13 protein-coding genes and 1 pseudogene are annotated in these 18,550 nt (G+C 68.2%); 9 read left to right on the top strand and 5 right to left on the bottom strand.

The annotated features are described in order from the left end of the window. Window positions 1-1,614, top strand: a complete 1,614-nt coding sequence (locus tag BLU38_RS14560; RefSeq protein ID WP_091525885.1) for an ATP-binding cassette domain-containing protein — start codon at window positions 1-3, stop codon at window positions 1,612-1,614. Here BLU38_RS14560 and BLU38_RS14555 read toward each other — a convergent pair. Beyond that, window positions 1,595-4,072, bottom strand: coding sequence for a DUF4091 domain-containing protein (locus BLU38_RS14555; protein WP_091525883.1), 2,478 nt, complete (start codon window positions 4,070-4,072; stop codon window positions 1,595-1,597). The genes BLU38_RS14560 and BLU38_RS14555 overlap by 20 nt on opposite strands. Before the next feature lie 260 nt (window positions 4,073-4,332). Here BLU38_RS14555 and BLU38_RS14550 point away from each other — a divergent pair, with 260 nt between their 5' ends. Further along, a complete protein-coding gene (locus BLU38_RS14550) occupies window positions 4,333-5,583 on the top strand; it encodes an IS110 family RNA-guided transposase (protein ID WP_091524954.1) in 1,251 nt (416 codons plus the stop codon). Between the two features lie 245 nt (window positions 5,584-5,828). After that, window positions 5,829-7,664, top strand: a complete 1,836-nt coding sequence (locus tag BLU38_RS14545; protein WP_091525881.1) for a hypothetical protein — start codon at window positions 5,829-5,831, stop codon at window positions 7,662-7,664. 533 nt (window positions 7,665-8,197) lie between these two features. On the opposite strand, the gene BLU38_RS14540 is transcribed toward BLU38_RS14545, so the two are convergent. Next, a complete protein-coding gene (locus BLU38_RS14540; protein ID WP_091525879.1) occupies window positions 8,198-9,439 on the bottom strand; it encodes a DegT/DnrJ/EryC1/StrS family aminotransferase in 1,242 nt (413 codons plus the stop codon). A 150-nt stretch (window positions 9,440-9,589) separates the two neighbouring features. Here BLU38_RS14540 and BLU38_RS14535 point away from each other — a divergent pair, with 150 nt between their 5' ends. The 5 genes from BLU38_RS14535 (at window position 9,590) to BLU38_RS14515 (ending at window position 15,032) form a co-directional block, all read left to right on the top strand. Next, window positions 9,590-10,927, top strand: a complete 1,338-nt coding sequence (locus BLU38_RS14535; protein ID WP_091525877.1) for a hypothetical protein — start codon at window positions 9,590-9,592, stop codon at window positions 10,925-10,927. Window positions 10,928-11,021: 94 nt separating this feature from the next. Next, window positions 11,022-12,251 carry a DegT/DnrJ/EryC1/StrS family aminotransferase gene (locus BLU38_RS14530; RefSeq protein ID WP_091525875.1) on the top strand — a complete coding sequence of 410 codons (1,230 nt, stop codon included), beginning with the start codon at window positions 11,022-11,024 and terminating at the stop codon, window positions 12,249-12,251. Window positions 12,252-12,342: 91 nt separating this feature from the next. Further along, on the top strand, window positions 12,343-13,359 hold the full coding sequence (locus BLU38_RS14525) for an NAD-dependent epimerase/dehydratase family protein (RefSeq protein ID WP_091525873.1): 1,017 nt from the start codon (window positions 12,343-12,345) through the stop codon (window positions 13,357-13,359). After that, window positions 13,359-14,495, top strand: a complete 1,137-nt coding sequence (locus BLU38_RS14520) for a dihydrodipicolinate synthase family protein (protein ID WP_157683465.1) — start codon at window positions 13,359-13,361, stop codon at window positions 14,493-14,495. The genes BLU38_RS14525 and BLU38_RS14520 overlap by 1 nt, the downstream gene beginning before the upstream one ends. 87 nt (window positions 14,496-14,582) lie before the next feature. Next, entirely contained in the window at window positions 14,583-15,032 is a 450-nt protein-coding gene (locus tag BLU38_RS14515; RefSeq protein ID WP_197680121.1) for a DinB family protein, read from the top strand. A gap of 42 nt (window positions 15,033-15,074) precedes the next feature. Here the strand turns inward: BLU38_RS14515 and BLU38_RS14510 are convergent, their stop codons facing one another. The 3 genes from BLU38_RS14510 to BLU38_RS14500 form a co-directional block, all read right to left on the bottom strand. Further along, window positions 15,075-16,055 (bottom strand): carbohydrate kinase family protein, encoded by a 981-nt coding sequence (locus tag BLU38_RS14510; protein WP_091525869.1) that lies wholly within the window; start codon window positions 16,053-16,055, stop codon window positions 15,075-15,077. Window positions 16,056-16,201: 146 nt separating this feature from the next. After that, window positions 16,202-16,837 (bottom strand): NAD(P)-dependent oxidoreductase, encoded by a 636-nt coding sequence (locus BLU38_RS14505; RefSeq protein WP_091525867.1) that lies wholly within the window; start codon window positions 16,835-16,837, stop codon window positions 16,202-16,204. Between the two features lie 62 nt (window positions 16,838-16,899). Further along, window positions 16,900-17,919, bottom strand: coding sequence for an LLM class flavin-dependent oxidoreductase (locus tag BLU38_RS14500; RefSeq protein WP_091525866.1), 1,020 nt, complete (start codon window positions 17,917-17,919; stop codon window positions 16,900-16,902). A 184-nt stretch (window positions 17,920-18,103) separates the two neighbouring features. Between BLU38_RS14500 and BLU38_RS14495 the strand changes: the two are divergent. Continuing rightward, a pseudogene (locus BLU38_RS14495) lies at window positions 18,104-18,520 on the top strand (GtrA family protein); the annotation flags it as partial. Window positions 18,521-18,550: the final 30 nt, after the last annotated feature.

Genomic DNA, 18,550 nt, shown 5'->3' with positions numbered 1-18,550 from the left:
ATGGGCCACATCGAGGTTGCCGACGTCGGCTATCAGCTGCCGGACGGCCGACCGTTGCTGGACGAGGTCGGTTTCCGCGTCGGTGACGGTGCCCATGTCGCCCTGGTCGGCGCCAACGGCTGCGGCAAGACCACGCTGTTGCGGATCATCGCCGGCGACATCGCAGCGCACACCGGCACCGTGACCGGCAGCGGCGGCATCGGGATCATGCGGCAGTTCATCGGCACCGGCCGCGGAGTCGAGACCGTCCGCGACCTCTTGTTGTCTGTCGCCTCGGCGCGTGTCCGCGCAGCTGCGTCCGCGGTCGACCGCGCCGAGTTGGCGGTGATGGACAGCGACGACGAACGGACCCACCTGGGCTATGCCGAAGCGCTGGCCGAGTGGGCCGACGCCGGTGGCTACGACGCAGAGGTGCTCTGGGACATCTGTTGCACCGAGGCCTTCGGGGTGTCCTACGACCTGGCGAAGTACCGGGACGTGATGACGCTGTCCGGTGGCGAGCAGAAGCGGCTGGTGCTCCGGCTTCTCCTCCGCAGCCCCGAACAGGTGTTGATCTTGGACGAGCCCGACAACTACCTCGACGTGCCCAGCAAGCAGTGGCTGGAGGATCGACTGAACGAGACCTCGAAAACCGTTCTGTATGTCTCGCATGATCGCGAACTGCTCGCCAACACTGCGCACCAGATCGTCACCCTCGAAGGCTCGGCGGACGGCAACTCGGCGTGGGTGCACGGCGCCGGCTTCGCCAGTTATCACCAGGCCCGGTTGGATCGACACGAACGTTCTGCCGAACTCGGGCGGCGTTGGCAGGAGCAACGCGACCGGCTCGAGGAGTTGGTCCGTACGCTGCGGCAGGCCAAGTCGCCGAAGACCCAGGCCGCGGTGACCCGGCTGCAGCGCCATGAGCTCACCCGACCACCGGACCCTCCGCGCCAACAACGACTCCGGATGCGACTGCAGGGCGGCCGGACCGGGGTGCGAGCCCTGACCTGCACCGACCTCGCCCTGACCGGACTGACCTCGCCGTTCGACCTTGAGGTCTGCTATGGCGAACGGGTGGCCGTGCTCGGCGCCAACGGCACCGGCAAGAGTCACTTCATGCGTCTGCTCGGCGGCTGGCCGGAGCTCGACGCCGTTGCCCACACAGGCGGTTGGAAGCTTGGGGCACGCGTCGTCCCCGGACACTTCTCCCAATCCCACGAGCATCCGGAGCTGGCCGGTCGGACCTTGCTGGAGATCCTCTGGACGGACTGGTCGCTCGGCCCGGACCAGGCAGCCCGGGCGCTGAACCGCTATGAGCTCGTTGCCGCCCGCGAACAGCCGTTCGACACCCTCTCCGGCGGTCAGCAGGCACGGCTGCAGATCCTGCTGCTCGAACTCTCCGGTGCCACCCTGCTGCTGCTCGACGAGCCGACCGACAACCTCGATGTGGCGTCGGCGGAGGCGCTGGAGTCCGCGCTCGACGAGTTCGACGGTACCGTGTTGGCCGTCACCCACGACCGCTGGTTTGCTCACTCCTTCGACCGATACGTCACCTTCGCCGAGGACGGTCGGGTGATCGAGACCGACGATCCGGATTGGACCGGATCAGCCGTCATGTCCCGAGCCGAGTGATCACCGAGGCGATGTCGTGCCGCCAGGCCCGGTAGTGATCACTGGTCCGGTCGTAGCGGAACGCGTTCTGCACGATCTGCTCGGCCTTGATCAACTCCCGTGCGCGGGCGACCAGTTGCGGGTCGGCACCGGGTCGGTCGGCGCGTTGCTTGAGCAGGTCGATCAGCGCGTAGTCCTCCAGGCCGTCCTTCATGTTCTCCAGCCGGACCGACGGGATCGGTCCCGTGATGCCGGGATAGAAGAGGGATCCGTCGCCGGCACGATCGTTCCAGGTCAATGGTCCCCAGGAACTGAGCGGGCCGTCGTCCAGCTTGCCGTTGCCGTACCACCGATCCACCCGGTAGTAGAGGAAACCGTCGACATCGGCCTTGTTGATCATCGGTCCGAGCAGCGTACGAAGGTCGCCGGGTCGATAGTTGAGATCAACGTTGGGCGCGGGGTTGTAGACGCCTGCATGCAGATACCACCAGGACTCCAACCCTCGTGATCGGCGCTCAGCGATCACCGCCGGGTCATACCACGGGACGTCGCGGACCCATTCGTCGATCAGATCGGCCAAGCCGGAGTCCAGGCCCATCCGGTCGTCGATCGCTGTCGTCAGGACCTTGACATCGCCGAAGCGTTCCTTGAACCGACCGAGCACGTGCTTGATCATCGGCACGTACTCGGCGCGGGTCTCGTCACAGCAGTACAGGTACGCCTTGTCGATCAGCCCCGCCTTCCGGTAGGCCTCGATCGACGGTGCGATCTTGTCGAACAGGGCGTCCGCGTCGGCGTCCCAGGTGTCGGGCTGGTCGATGGTGAAGGTCCGCGGATCGAAGTACCAGACGTTGAACTGCTTGAGCCCACCGGGGAGCTTCTCCCAGCGGCGAATCTCCTGCACCGTCGGCGGCCGCGATTGGTACACCTTGCGGTAGATGTTGTCCGGCTGGATCCGATAGCCGGCCAGGAAGGCGTACTCCTGGTCGACCAACCTGGCAACCTGGTCGGGATCGGTGACACCCCACGGCTCGGCGTACGCGGCCGGGTCGTGTCCGATCGCGGTCTTCAGCCGGGTGTCGGGCACGGTGAAGTCCCAGACCGTCACCGGAAGATCGATCCGGTGCGCCGGACGTCCGGCGGCGCTGAGCTCCAGCTCGACCCGTTGCCGTCCGATGGTGGCCCGGTCGGTGGCACGCACCTCGATCCAGAATGCTTCAAGATCATCACCGGCGACGTCGACGGTGGTCCGGTCGGTCAGGATCGGGTCCGGTGTCCAGCCGCGGTAGGTCGAGGGGCGCTCCGCGGTCGGTGTCGCCGGGATCTGCCGGATCTTGGGGTCCGACAGGTCCAGCGATGCGACCGGCGCGCTGGTCACCGTGAGCCCGGACGGCGCCGAGACCACCGACACCGAAGCGTCAGTCAGCCCACCCCCGTACGGCATGGTGACCAGCTGGGTGCTTTCCGACTCGCCGCGGCCGAGCTCGACCGGGTGCGGTTCAGTGCTGCACAAGCACCGAAGATCGCGGGGATAGACGGAGTCGGTGGAGGCCGACCAGCCGATCCCGGCGAAGGATCCGCGATCGGCCCGACGGGCATCGACCTGGCCGGCGAACCGCTGCACTCTCCGATCGAGCGCTGTCAGATCGGTGAGCACGGCACGGGCCTGCGTGACATCGTCTGCGATCCCGTCGATCCGGGTTGCGATGGCGTCGAGTTGATCGTCGAACCTGCTGCCCTGGCCGAGCAGCCATCGATCGGGCCCGGCATGACCGGTGATGGTGGACCGGGTGGTGGCCAACCGCTCCCGGGCGTCCTCCAGACGCTCGGCAAGTCCCATCGCGGCGATCAGTCGCGGCGCCACCGCGTCCTGCAGTTCGCTCTCCGGTGTATCGGTGTCGGTCAGCCGGATGTCGTCGATCCACAGGTCCTCGGCCGCTGCCGACCGTTCGCTGCTGAACTGCAGATGGGCGATCTGCGCCGGATCGGTGCCCGACGCCGCGAGCTGGCTGGTCGGGACGGTGAAGTAGCGGACGCTCCAGGGCTCGGCCGGCAACGACTTCTGCAGATAGTGACCACTGGTGTCGCGGATCACCAGGTAGAGCGTGTTCGGTTCCGGGGTGGCGTTCACCACGGCGGCCCGCAGATAGCTGCGGCTGGCGTAGTCGGCCTGCTGCAGGGCGCTGCCGCTGGGTAGTTGCATGATGCCGAAGGAGGATTCACCCAGGGTCCTGGTCCCGATCCGGAAGTGCACCGCTGTGCTGCCCTCGGTGGCGAAGTCGCCGGCCAGCTCGGCTCGGTCGATCGACGGTGACCGCAGGATTGCGTGGGTCTCGGTCGCCGACTCGAAGTCGCCGAGCACGATGTCGTCGGCGCCGTACGCTCTGGGCGTCGCGCCGGCCGAGCTGATCACCAACACCGCGGCGAAGGCGGCCAACACCCAGCCGGCCGGCCTGAAAAGCTGGACCTGCTCACTCACTGGTCTACCTTCCTCGTGTTGGCGCTCTTGGATGGAGTGTCAATGCACCCGAGGTGCCACCAGGTCATCGCCCTGCTCGCTCGACGTTTCGGATGTCCACGATGAGATCTGCGAGGTCTGGTGGTTGCCCGGGGCGTGCGGACCGTCGACAGGGCTGAGCGCCTGTGAGCGCCGATCAGTGAGCGAACTGGCAGGCACGTTCCGGCACCATCGGCACACAAGGGTGCCTCCCCACTGGGACTAGCAGCGAGGAGGCTGACATGAAGTCTGCCAGTAATACTCTGCCCGACCAACCCATCAACGACCTCACCGCTGGGATCGACTGGGCGGTTGCCGATCACGCCGTCTGTGTCGTCGACGGCCGCGGCCATCGAGTCGATCAGACCCTGGTCGAACACACCGCGGACGGGCTGCGGAAGTTGATCAAGTTCCTCATCGATCACGGAGTCGGCGAGGTCGCGATCGAGCGCCCGGACGGTCCGATTGTCGACGCCCTGCTCCAAGCCGACCTGACCGTAGTCGTGATCAGTCCGAACCAGGTCAAGAACCTCCGCGGCCGCTACGGCTCGGCCGGCAACAAGGACGACCGATTCGACGCGTTCGTGCTGGCCGACACCCTGCGCACCGACCGGCCCCGGCTGCGGCCACTCATCCCCGACACCGCCGCGACGGTTGCGCTGCGTCGGGCCTGCCGCACCCGCAAGGACCTGGTCGCTCACCGAGTCGCGGTGGCCAACCAGCTCCGATCCCATCTCGGCAACGTGTTCCCCGGCGCGGTCGGCCTGTTCAAAGATCTCGATTCCAAGATCAGCATCGCGTTCCTGACCCGATTCCCCACCCAAGACCAAGCCGACTGGCTGACCCCCAAACGCCTCGGCGACTGGCTGACCAAACAGGGCTACTCCGGCAAAGTCCCGCCGACCAAACTGCATGGCCGGCTGGCCGCCGCGGCCCGCGGCATCACCGGATCCGACGCCGAAACCCAGGCCCACATCACCCACGCCCTGCTCGCAATCTTGACCACCCTGGTCGAACAGATCGCGGCACTCACCGCCCAGATCGACCGGCAACTCCACACCCACGCCGACCAACACATCTTCACCAGCCTGCCCCGAGCAGGACGAGTCCGCGCAGCCCGGCTGCTGGCCGAGATCGGCGACTGCCGCGCCAGATTCCCCACCCCCGAATCGCTGGCCTGTCTGGCCGGTGCCGCACCCTCCACCCGGCAATCGGGCAAACTCCGCGCCGTCACCTTCCGCTGGTCCTGCGACAAACAACTCCGCGACGCTGTCACCGACTTCGCCGGCGACAGCCGACACGCCAACCCCTGGGCCGCCGACCTCTACCAACGAGCCCGCACCCGAGGACACGACCACGCCCACGCCGTCCGCATCCTCGCCCGAGCCTGGCTGCACGTGATCTGGCACTGCTGGCAAAACGGCGTCTCCTACGACCCCGCCCAACACCACGCCCTCCAACGCATCCTCCAAGCCCAAAACCAGCCGGCTTGACACAGGGCATCTCATCGGGTTCCCCCTCGTCGTGCGGCCCTGGGAACCACTGATCAGTGCTTCCGATGCACGGGTTCTTTTCGGTGAGGGCGCCGCCGGAGAAGTCGACTCGCGCTGCGGCTGGTGCCCAGCGGCAGGCTAATGAGTGATTGGATTTATCGTCAAGCCATAATGTGAATTTAGCTCTGGCCGAATTTACTTGACTTGGGTATCGTCATCGGCACACCCGACCAGAAGGAGTCCCGGTGACCAGTGGTTCCACGAGTCCGATGTCAACTGCTCCCCCAGCAGCCGGCGGACTGCCCGCACGGGTCGGCCTGTTCATCGACGAGGCTGCCACCGGGGCCGCGCACCAAGAAGGCCGTGACGCCTGGTGGCTGGCAGCCCAGGAATTCCTTGATCATCTGCGTCTTGATCATCGTCGCTTCACCACGGTGACCGCGGCCGATCTCCAGGACTGCGACGTCGCCGTGCTCGCCGGCCCGGCCCGGCTGGACGCGGCCGCGGTCGCGGCCGCCTCCGGCTGGGTCGCTGCCGGCGGTTGCCTGATCAGCGACCCGCACCCGGAGCTGGCCGAACTGGCCGGCGTCCGGGCCGGTGAGCCGTTCGCCGACAGCCAGGTCGAGATCGGTTCCCAGCAACGGATGTCGGCCGCTCCGCCGCGTCCGCTGCACGCTGTCACCGGACAGACGCTGACGGTTCCTGACGGCCAGCCGGAGATCGAGACGATCGCCCGACTGGTCGACGGTGCGGCGGTGATCACCCGTCGAGCCACCGGCGCCGGCGCAGTGATCATCTTCGGCGTCGACCTCTGGCAGACCGTGGTGTCGATCCAGCAGGGTAGGTTCGTCGCCGCCGACGGCAAACCGGCGGCCGACGGCACCGCGCCGATCGACGACGACATCCTCAAATGCGAGGACGGGCTGGTGCTGGACTTCGAAGCCGACCGGGCCCTGCCGCCCGGCTACCCGCCGCTGCCGTCGGACTACACGCACAGCTATCCGCCACCGGCAGCGGTGCCGATCTTCGACCAGCCGCAGGCCGACCAGTGGTGGATCACCCTGGCCCAGCTGATCTGGACCGAGCGCGACCGGCGACGTACGGCATCGGCGTGGTTGAACTACTGGCCTGCCGGCGTCGCGGCGATCGCCCACATGTCGCACGACTCCGACCTCAACAATCCCGACGAGGGCCAGGGAGCGTTGGACGCCTTCGCCGAGGCCGGCGTCACCGTCACCTGGTGTCAATGCTTCCCCGGCGGCTACGGCCCGGAGATCTACACCAAGATCACCGAGGCCGGTCACGAGCACGCCCTGCATTACAACGCGATGGGCGATGCCGACCTGGCCAGCTGGGGCTGGCCGCAGTTCCGCGCACAGTATGCCTGGGCGCAGGCGGTCACCGGCTCGGAGAAGATCATCGCCAACAAGAACCACTACACCCGCTGGGAAGGCCGGACCGAGTTCTACCACTGGTGCGAGCGGGTCGGGATCGAGATCGACGAGTCCCGCGGACCGAGCAAACAAGGCAGCGTCGGCTTCACCTTCGGGACCGCCCACGTCTCCTTCCCGATGGGCGATGTCGACGTCGCGAATCGGCCGATGAATGTGCTCAACCTGCCGCTGCACACCCAGGACCTCGCCTGGGCCGGGCATCTGTCGGTCCGCGACCCGATCCTGGACGGCGCTGCCGCGGTGCACGGCATCGCCCACTTCCTGTTCCACGGTCCGCACCTGCACGGCAAGCCCGCCACCAGGGCCGCGTGCCTGGAGCTGGCCGAGCTGGCCCGTCAGCGTGAGATGCCGTGGTGGACAGCAGGCAAGATCAACAACTGGGAACGGGGCCGCCGCGGAGTTGATCTTGAACTGGTCGAGATCGCCGATGGCTGGCAGCTGACGGTCACCGCGCGGCAGCCGATCGAGCAGGCCGGAGTGTTGCTGCAGCTTCCGACCGGAACCGAGGTCACCGTCGAGGACTCCGGCGCCACCCTCACCCCGGTCGTCCGGCACGGTCACGACTTCGTCGAGCTGGCCGCCGACCTGCCGGCCGGGACCAGCACCTGGAGGTTGGTCCGCAGCTGACGGACGCTGAGCCTTTCGAAAGGGTCGATATGCAGCTGTGTGGGTTGGTCGACGCTACCTCGAATGGTCATGATCCAGGAGACAAGGTGGTCATGATCCACGAGACAAGGGTGAGCTCGAATCCGTGTTGCGCATGATGCCCGTTGACCGGGCAGGTGAGCCGGGCAGCGGGCGATACGGGCGTGCCGCTACGCCGCTATGCCGCAGCCCAGAGCGGCGGCTCCTGTCCGGAGGTGGAACGGGTTACGGGCGGGTTGATCAGGGCTTTCGTGTCCGGCGTTCGCATCATCCCTGGAGCCTGGGCGGACGGTCTCCGGCTGGCTCGTCGTGAACGCGTGGCGCTGATTTCGCAGCACGACTGACGTCGAGCCTCGCGAAATCGTGCAGGTTCGTGGCCAGTGCTGGTGCGTTCTTCGCGCTTGCTGCGGGCGGCGGTCTGACGGCCCAGTTGGAGGAGGTTGCGATTGCGCCGCGGGTCGTTTCTACGGTCTCGCCAGCGGTCCTGCCACAGGCTCACGACCTGGGCGGCGTTGTCATCGGGCGAGCAGATCCGAAGCGGTTCGCAGGGCCAGAGCAAGATCATCGACATCGGCGTCGGTGTAGTTCTCGTTCCACATCACCACCAGCAGTCGGTGATTGATCAACTCCTCGGTCTGCGGGCAGCTGCCGACGCTGTAGTCCGGCCGATGATCAACAGCGGTCAGCGGGTAGCCGGAGCTGCCGTAGGTGATGGCGTCGGCGAGCGCGGGCGTCCGATACAGCGGCCGGTCCAGGTAGCCCGGGTTGGTACCGATGCCCAGCTGCCGGAGCACCGCGGCGTATTCGGCGGCATCGCCGCCGGCCTGCTCCGGGTCGAGGTAGATCGGGAACTGCCAGTAGCTGTTGCCGTCGACCGGCGCGGCCGAGAGTCCGGGCAGTGCGTCGACGGTCTCGGTCAGTCGAATCGCCTGCCGTCGCCGGTCCGCCACCACCCCGGCCAGCTTGCCGAGCTGGGCGCCGGCGACCGCGGCCTGCAGTTCGGTCATCCGGTAGTTCAGGCCGAGGAAGAGGTGGGTCCGTTCGCCGGTGTCTCGCGGCCAGCCCTTGTCGGCGAAGAGCCGGGCCCGGCGGGCCAACGCTTCGTCGGCACTGATCACGATGCCGCCGTCACCGGCCGTGATGTGCTTGGACTGTTGCAGGCTGAAGCAGCCGAGCTGTCCGACGGTGCCGGCCAGTGCGCCCTCGGCCGTTCTGGTCAGGTAGGCCTGCGCACAGTCCTCGATCAGCACGATGCCGTGCCGGTCGGCGATCGCCCGCAGCTCGGCGACCGGCGCCGGGATGCCGAACAGATGGACCGCGATGATCGCCCGGGTCCGGTCGGTGATCTTGGCCTGCACCGCGTCCGGATCGAGATTGCCGGTCCGCGGATCGACATCGGCGAAGACCGGGATCGCGTTCTGAGCCAGGATCGGCAGCACGGTGCCGGCATCGGACAACCCGGTGGTGATGATCTCGTCACCGGGTTCCGGGTCGACGGCGGCGACGGCCAGATGGATCGCTGCCGTCCCGGACGTGGCGGTGACGGCGTACGGGATGTCGTAGTAATCGGCGAAGGCGGCTTCGAAGGTCCTGGTCTCGTTGCCGACGGTGCTGTTCAGCTGCCCGCTGCTGATCACCCGGGTGAGGGCAGCGATCTCCTCCGCCCCCAGCCGCCGTCCGGCCGCGTCGCCGACACCGGGCAGCGGCTTGGTACGGATCGGGTGCAGGTCGGTCGCCGAGCCGGCGGGGTTCGTCATCGTGCTCCTGACGCGCGGTCGAGTACGGCTTCGATCACCTATTAAGGACGTACGCTAATACAGAAACCATCTCACCGAAACTGTTTCTCCGCGGTCGCCGATTAGGGTCTGACCGAAAGCAACCAGCAACGGGGGTCGGACGGGAGCACTGTGGAACACGAACAGCAGCCGGGGTCGGAGGACGTCACCATCGGCGTCGTCGGCGCCGCCCAGGTGGTCACCCGGATCGCCGAGATCGCCCGGGAGGACACCAGCATCCCGCATCGCCTGGTCACCGCCGTCTACGAACGGGAGACCGATGCCGGCGAACGGGCCCGTCGGATCGTCGGCGAGGTGGACGTACTGCTGTTCGCAGGCCCGCTGCCCTACGACGTCGCCGTCGCCGAGGGGTCGTTGCCGGTGCCGGCCACCTATCTGCCGACCGGCGGCAGCGCGCTGCCGACCGCATTGCTGAAGGGGTCGCTGGCCGGCACCTTCGACGTCGGCCGGGTGAGCATCGACTCGGCCAGCGAACGCGATGTCGCCGAAACCTACGCCGACCTCGGGATCGATCGCTCCGAGGTGCACGTGATGCCGTACCAGGAGTCGGTCAGGTCGGGTGCGTTCCTGGACTTCCACACCGAGCTGTACGCCACCGGCCGCAGCACCGGCGCGATCACCACCGTGCCCTCGGTCGCCGACGCGCTGACCGCCGCCGGGGTGCCCCACCAACGGATGACGCACGCCCCGATCACGCTGCGCAACGCGCTGCGGACCGCCCGGCTGCTGGGCAGCGGCGCCCGCCTGGAGGACTCCCGGATCGCGGTGGTGATCGTCCGGCTGCCGGCCTCGGCATTGCCGATGCAGACCAGCCCGAGCAACTACTGGTACCAGGAACTGAAGCTCACGCTGCACCGCTCACTGCTGGCCGACGCGCGACGGATGAACGCCGCGGTGTTGGAGCGGGACGCGCACAGCTATCTGGTGATCACCACGATGGGTTCGCTGCGGGCCGGGACCGACGACCTGACCCGGGCACCGTTCCTGGCCGCGACCCAATCCGGGCTCGGGATCACCCCCGAGATCGGCATCGGCTACGGCCGCAGCACGCTGGAGGCCGACGAGAACGCCCAGCGCGCGGTCGGGCTGGCCGCCGATTCCGACGACGATCTTGCCTATCTGGTCGGACCGGCGGGCTCACCGATCGCCCTGCCTGCCGCTACCGGCGGCGCGACACCCCGGGTCGAACCGGTCGCCGACCGACAGAGCGAGTTGCTGGCCGACATCGTCGGGTTGTTGGCGGCCGAGGACGACGACAGCCGGATCGTCGACGCCGACCGGATCGCCCAACTGCAGGGCGTCACCTTGCGCACCGCGCGCCGTACGCTGCGAGCCCTGGTCGACGCCGGCCTGGCCTGGCCGATGCCGCCGGCCAAGCTGCAGAAGGTCGGCCGACCGCCGGTTCGCTACCAACTCCTCGACGAACGCCTCTCCACCCCCTCCTCCTGACCCGCTGCTCTGGGGTGGTGGGTTTCGCTGCGGCCGTATCTGGATTATTGTCTGACTCCTAATTGGTAATCCGGCCAGCCGAAATGGAGTCAGGATGTCGATCGGCGTCGCAAGCCTTGCCGTCAACGGAGGACGACCCGAGTTGGACGGGCTGGGACCGTTCCCGTCCTGGCCGCAGTTCGGCCCCGAGGAGGAGACCGGACTGATCGACGTGCTGCGCTCCGGAGCCTGGGGCAGCACCAGCGGTCAGCTGGTGGCCACCTTCGAGACCGAGTTCGCCGCCTTCCACCGGACCCGGCACGCGACAGCGTTGAACAACTGCACCGCCGGCATCGCCGCCTGCCTGCGGGCGGCCGACATCGGCGTCGGCGACGAGGTGATCGTGCCGCCGTACACCTTCATCGCCACGGCTTCGGCGGCGCTGATGGTGGGAGCCACCCCGATATTCGCCGACATCGACCCGACCAACCACCTGCTCGACCCGGCCCCCGTCGAGGCCGCGATCACCGACCGCACCCGGGCGATCATCCCGGTCCATCTGGCCGGCAACGTCGCCGACCTGGACGCCTTCGTCGAGCTCGGCCGCCGGCACGATCTGTTGATCATCGAAGACGCCGCGCAGGCGATCGGGGCGAGCTGGCGGGACCGTCCGGTCGGCGGCTTCGGTGCCTTCGGCGTCTTCAGCTTCCAGTCCTCCAAGAACATGACCGCCGGCGAGGGCGGCATCGTCACCACCGACGACGACGCCCGGGCGGCCGCGATCTACTCCCAGGTCAATCTCGGCCGGGTCCGCGGCGGCGGCTGGTACCAGCACGAGACGATCGGCTACAACCTGCGGCTGACCGAGTTCCAGGCCGCGGTGTTGCGGGCCCAGCTCGATCGCTTCGAGGACCAGCAGGCCGTACGGGACGAGCGCGCCGCCCAGCTGCGCGCCGACCTCGCCGACGTCGACGGCGTGCTCGTCGACGCGATCGACGACCGGGTCAGCAGCCACGGCCACCACCTCTTCATCTTCCGGTTGCCCGAGCTCGGCGCCCGCGGGTTGCGGGAAGCCGCCGCCGCGGCGCTGCGCGCCGAAGGGCTGCCCGGCGTGTCCACCGGCTACCTGCCGCTGCACCGCAATCCGGCGTTGCAGCGGGCCACGGCCGACCTGGCCCGACGACTGGGCCGACCGGAGGTCACCGCGAACTGCCCGGCCACCGATCTGATCAGTACCGACACGCTGTGGCTACCGCACGAGACGCTGCTCGGCAGTCCGGAACAGATCGCCGCCGTCGGTCGGGCGATCGCCAAGATCGCGCACGCCGCCGACCAACTCGGCTGAGCATGCCGACACCGGCCAACCCGACACCGGCCAACCCGATACCGACGCACCCGGCCCGACACCCCCAGCCCGACAAACCCAGGAGACACCGATGCAGACCGTCGAGGACCTCGAGCGCAGGCTCGCCGAGCCGAGCCCCGGCCTGATCACCGATCTGGCCGCGCTGGACGGCGACCTGCTGGTGCTGGGTGCGGCCGGCAAGCTCGGCCCGAGCCTGGTCCGGCTGGCGCTGGCCGGGATCGCCAAGGCCGGCACCGGAGCCACCGTGTACGCCGCCTCCCGGTTCGGCAGCCCCGGCAGTGAGCAGGCCCTCCGCGACGCGGGTGCGGAGACGGTCGTCGCCGACCTGACCGACGAGCGGGCGCTGGCCGGTCTGCCGGACGCGGCGAACGTGATCTTCCTGGTCGGCGCGAAGTTCGGTTCGTACGGCAACGAGGCCGACACCTGGCACACCAACTGCTATCTGCCGGGCCGGGTCGCCGAACGGTTCGCCGGCTCCCGGATCACCGCCCTGTCCACCGGAAACGTCTACCCGCTGGTCGATGTCGCCTCCGGCGGTGCCGACGAATCGACACCGCCGGACCCGGTCGGCGAGTACGCGATGTCCTGTCTGGGCAGGGAACGGGTGATGACCGCGGTCGCGGCCCGGCACCAGACCCCGCTGGCCCTGATCCGACTGAACTACGCCGTCGAACTGCGCTACGGGGTGCTGGTCGACCTCGGCCAGCAGATCATGGCCGGCGAACCGGTCGACCTGAGCACCGGCGCGGTGAACGTCATCTGGCAGGGCTTCGCCAACGAGGTCACCCTGCGGTCGCTGCTGCGAGCCGACGTACCGCCGCTGACCCTCAACCTGACCGGGGTCGAAACCCTGCAGGTCCGTGATCTTGCTCAGACGATGGCCGACCGGCTGGGTCGGCCGGTGACCTTCACCGGCACCGAGCAGCCGACCGCACTGCTGTCCGATGCCCGACGCTGCCGGCAACTGTTCGGCGGTCCGGCGATCGAGGTCGACGAACTGATCGGGCTGACCGCGGGCTGGCTGCAGGCCGGCGGCCCGGTGCACGGCAAGCCCACCAAATTCCAACGACGGGACGGCAAGTTCTGATGACCGCGGAGACCGCGCTCAGCCGATCGCGACCGGAGCCGATCGATCCGGCCGACACGGCGCGCTCGGCTGCCACGGAGCCGACGGCACCGCTCGAACGGTTCCGGGCCGGCGGCGTCATCCCTGCCCATCCGCTGGCCCTGACCGACGACGGCCGGCTCGACGAACGACGGCAGCGGGCGCTCACCCGCTACTACCTGGAGGCCGGTTCGATCGGCGTCGCGGTCGCCGTCCACACCACCCAGTTCGCGGTGCACGAGCCGGGTCGCGGGCTGTTGGACCCACTGCTCACCCTGGCCGCCGAGACTGCACGGGAATACCACAGCGACGGTGAACTTCCGGTGTTGGTGGCCGGGCTCAGTGGACCGACCGAGCAGGCCGTCGCCGAGGCCCGGCTGGCCGCCGACCTGGGCTATCACCTGTGTCTGTTGGCACCGCACGGTGTCGGCGATGTCGACGAGAGCTATCTGCTGGACCGGGCCCGCGCGGTCGGCGAGGTGCTGCCGGTGATCGGCTTCTACCTGCAACCCGCGGTCGGCGGCCGGCGACTGTCCCGGACCTTCTGGCGCAGCCTGGCCGAGTTGCCGACCACGGTCGGGATCAAGGTCGCACCGTTCGACCGGTACGCGACCCTGGAGGTCGTGCACGGGGTCGCCGAGTCCGCCCGCCGGTCCGAGATCGCGCTCTACACCGGCAACGACGACCACATCGTGATGGACCTGCTGACCTCGTTCACCGGCACCACGTCGACCGGTCGGCTGGAACGGCTGGAGATGGTCGGCGGGCTGCTCGGCCAGTGGGCGGTCTGGACCCAGGAGGCGGTCCGGACGCTCGGACTGGCCCGACGCGCCAAGGCCGGCGAGGTGCAGCCGTTGCACGAGTTGCTGCAGCTCAATCCGGCGTTGACCGATGCCAACGGCGTGTTGTTCGATGCGCCGAACTCCTTCGCCGGCAGCATCGCCGGCGTGCACGAGGTGCTCCGTCGGCAGGGTCTGTTGAGCAACATGGTCTTTCTCACCGACGCCGAACGACTCTCACCCGGACAGGCCGAGGAGATCGACCGGATCTGGCGGGCCTACCCCGAGCTCCGCGACGACGCCTTCATCGCCGAGCACCTCGACCGCTGGCTGGGCTGAACCCACCCGGACCGAGGTGCGGATGCCGCAGCGAACCGGCCATCGGGGGCACGTGGACGGTCACCCAGCTATGTGAGGATGCCGATCGTGGGATATCCGAACGAAGACGTTGCGGAGTTGTTCGAGCAGACGAGTCGGCGCTTGGTCGACCGGATGACCGGCCTCACTGACGACGAGTGGAGATGGCAGCCGATCTCCGACGATGAGAAGCTGACCATCCGGTGGCGTCTGGACCACATTGCCGAGGCAGTCGGTGGGCGACGCAACTGGGAGTGGCTCGGCGCGGAGCCGTCCGACGCGCTCGAGCTGTCGCCGGCCGACTCGGCTGCGGCTGCCGTGGCGACCGCAGAGCGGGTCGTGGACGAGTTTGTGCGGCTGATCCGTCGGCCGGACATCGATCTCGATCAACCGATCGGGCCGATCGCCGGCCAGTACGGTGATGCCGCACGCAGAGGTCTCGTTCTGCATACCCTCGACGAACTCATCCACCATGCAGCGGAAACTGCCCTGATCCGGGATCTGTACGCCGCCCGATGATCGATCAGCTGCCGGGTCCCGGCAGCGGTCAGCGTTCGGGAATCAGAGGTGAGCGGCGACGTCGGCCGCGGCCTCGTCACCGTAGGAGCCACCGACCCGCTTGACGAACTCGGCGGCGGTGAAGGCGTATTCCTGGGTGCCGACGGTCTCCACCACGTACGCGGCCAGGGTGCAGCCGACCTGGGCGGCCCGTTCCAAAGACAGCTCCCAACCCAGCGCGGCCAGGAAGCCGGCCCGGAACGCGTCGCCGACGCCGGTCGGGTCGGCACGCCGCAACTCCTGCGCCGCCTGCACCTCGAACTTGGTGCCGTCGGACTTCTCCACCCGGACGCCGTCCTTGCCCAGGGTCGTCACCCGCATCCCGACCCGGTCCAGCACCTCATCGGCGCTCCAGCCGGTCTTCTTCTCGATGATGTGTGACTCGTATTCGTTGGAGACCAGGATCGCCGCGCCGTCGACCAGATCGCGGATCAGGTCGCCGTCGCCGAAGGCCAACTGCTGGGAGCAGTCGGCGATGAACGGGTAGCCGCGCTGCCTGCATTCCTCGGTGTGCCGCCGCATCCCGTCCGGGTCGTCGGCGCCGATCAACACGTACGCCGGCTGCCCGACCCGCTGCACGATCGGGGCCAGCTCGATCAGCCGGGCCTCCGACATCGCACCGGGGTAGAAGGACGCGAACTGCGCCATGTTCTCGTCGGTGGTGCAGACGAAGCGGGCGGTGTGGTGGTCCTCGGAGACGTGCACCGAACCGCAGTCGACATTGTGCCGTTCCAGCCAGGACCGGTAGTCGTCGAAGTCCTCACCGACCGCGCCGACCAGCACCGGCCGCAGCCCGAGTTTGCCGAGCCCGAAGCAGACGTTGGCGGCCACGCCACCGCGACGGATCTCCAGGTCGTCGACCAGGAAGGAGACCGAGAGTTTGTCGAGTTGGTCCACCACCAGTGAGTCGGCAAACTTCCCGTTGAAGGTCATCAGATGGTCGGTCGCGATCGAGCCGGCGATCAACAGCGTGCCAGGAGCCATGACACGGCACCCTACTGAAACTCCCGCCGCTCACCGCATCCGACAACCCGTTCCCGCGCGGTTTTGCGGTTTCAGCGCGCGCTACAGGCTTCGCCGGAACCGCGAACTGCGCGGGAACGGGGTGGGGTGGGGGTGGGGCGGTGGGGTCAGTAGGCGACGCTGATGTGCTCGCGTTCGTGGGCCGGCTGTTCGATCTCGTCGATGAGCGCGACCGCGAAGTCGGGGCCGGAGATCTCGGACTTGCCGTCGGCGTCGTAGAGCGCCACCTCGCCGCCGAGTCGATAGCTGCCGGTCCGCTCACCGGCTGCCCAGGCACCGTACGCGCCGGCCGGGCTGACGAAGGTCCAGTTCAGCCCCTCGGGTGCGTTGTCCACCAGCCAGCCGCGGATCGCGTCCATCTCCTGCGCCTCTGCTGCGAACCGCTCGTCCAACTCTCCCTCGACGAAACGGGGCTGACCTTCGGCCGGCCGCAGCGAGCTGTAGCCACCGACGACCAGCAGCCGCGAGCCGGCATCGATCGCCGCCGCGGCCAGTGCCCGGTAGGTGTCCTGCAGGGTGCCCAGACTGTCTCCCCGAGGTGACAGCGTGGCGATCACCGCATCTGTTCCGCCGACCACTCGGACCGCTTCGCTCGAGGTGCCGTGCTGATAGTCGACGCCGCCGACCGCCTCCGCCGGTGGGTTCCGGCTGAACGAGGTCACCCGATGTCCCCGGGCGACGGCCTCGGTGGCCAGGTTGGTGCCGGTGTAGCCGGTACCGCCGATGATCGCAATCGTGCTCATGGATGCAGATTCCCTTCAGGAGTTGATGTTCGGGCGAGGTCGCCAGGGATCGGGTACGGGGTTCAGCGCCAGCCGAGGGCGGGCGCCACGTGCTCCAGGATGGCTTCCAGCACGTGCGCGTTGTAGTCCACGCCGAGCTGGTTGGGGACGGTGAGCAGCAGCGTGTCCGCCGCCGCGATCGCCTCGTCCTGGCGGAGTTGTTCGATCAGCTTGTCCGGCTCGTCGGCGTAGCTGCGGCCGAAGACCGCGCGCATGTTGTCGATGTTGCCGATCTGGTCGCGTTCCTCACCGCCGCCACCGAAGTACGCCCGATCGAGATCATCGGTGATCGCAAAGATCGACCGGCTGATCGAGACCCGCGGTTCGCGGTCGTGACCGGCCTGCCGCCAGGCCTGCCGGAACGCCTCGATCTGCTCGGCCTGTTGCACGTGGAACGGTTTGCCGCTCTCGTCCTGCTTGAGCGTCGAACTCATCAGGTTCATGCCCTGCTCGGCGGTCCAGACGGCGGTGGCGTCGGACGCCGCACCCCACCAGATCCGGTCCCGCAGGCCCGGCGAGTACGGCTCCAGCCGCAGCAGCCCGGGCGGGTTGGGGAACATCGGCCGAGGGTTGGGCTCGGCGAAGCCCTCACCCTTCAGCAGTTCGAGCAGGATCGCGGTGTGTCGGCGGGCCAGCTCCGCATCGGTCTCACCCTCGGCGGGTGCGTACCCGAAATGCCGCCAGCCGTCGATCACCTGCTCCGGCGACCCTCGGGAGATGCCGAGCTGCAGTCGGGAACCGGCGATCAGGTCGGCGGCACCCGCGTTCTCCACCATCGCCAGCGGATTCTCGTACCGCATGTCGATCACGCCGGTACCGATCTCGATCCTGCTGGTGCGGGCGCCGACCGCGGCCAACAACGGGAACGGGCTGCCGAGCTGGCGGGCGAAGTGGTGCACCCGGAAGTAGGCGCCATCGGCACCCAACTCCTCGGCCGCCACCGCCAGCTCGATCGACTGCTGCAGCACGTCGGCGCCGGTGGTCGCCTGTGAGCCGGGCGCGTCGGACCAGTGGCCGAAGGACAGGAATCCGATCTTCTTCACGGATGCTTCAACAATCAAGGACCGCTGGCATTCCCGCCAACGAGCTGATCAGGGCGTTCCCGGATTCTGCGCCGGTTGCGTTGCGTGGAATCATGGCAGAGTGCTGCCGCAATCCGACGAGTCGTCACAGCAGACGTCCGCCCGACGGAGTCCTGCCGAGACGTTCCGCCGGGTGACGACCCAGCTGCATGCACTGCTGCCGTCCTTCCTGTCCTGGATCCCGGTCACCTGGATCGGCTTCGCGATCCTCGGACTGACCGGCTTCCTGATCGATCTGCTGGTGCTCGCCGTGCTGCATGGCGGGCTCGGTGTGCCCTACCCGATCTCGGTCACGCTGGGCTACGCGGTCGCCAGCGTCGTCAACTTCTTCCTCAACCGGTGGCTGAACTTCCAGGCGCACGGCAACATCGCCAAGCAGTCCGGCAAGCAGCTGGTCGTCATCGTCAGCAACTACCTGATCTGGATCCTCGGTTTCTCCACCGTGCTGGAGGTGCTGGGCGTGCAATATCTGGTCGCCCGGGTGCTGTCCGCCTGCGTCGAGGGCCTGTACCAGTACCTGATGATGCGGCTCTGGGTCTTCCCGCGCCACGAGGTCCGCGAACCCCCGCAGCTCACCGCCGCGCCTCGCGCC

Source organism: Microlunatus soli, from assembly GCF_900105385.1.
Lineage (GTDB): Bacteria > Actinomycetota > Actinomycetes > Propionibacteriales > Propionibacteriaceae > Microlunatus > Microlunatus soli.
The sequence above is the reverse complement of the archived record's forward strand: the minus strand, read 5'-3'. Positions and strand labels throughout refer to the sequence as shown.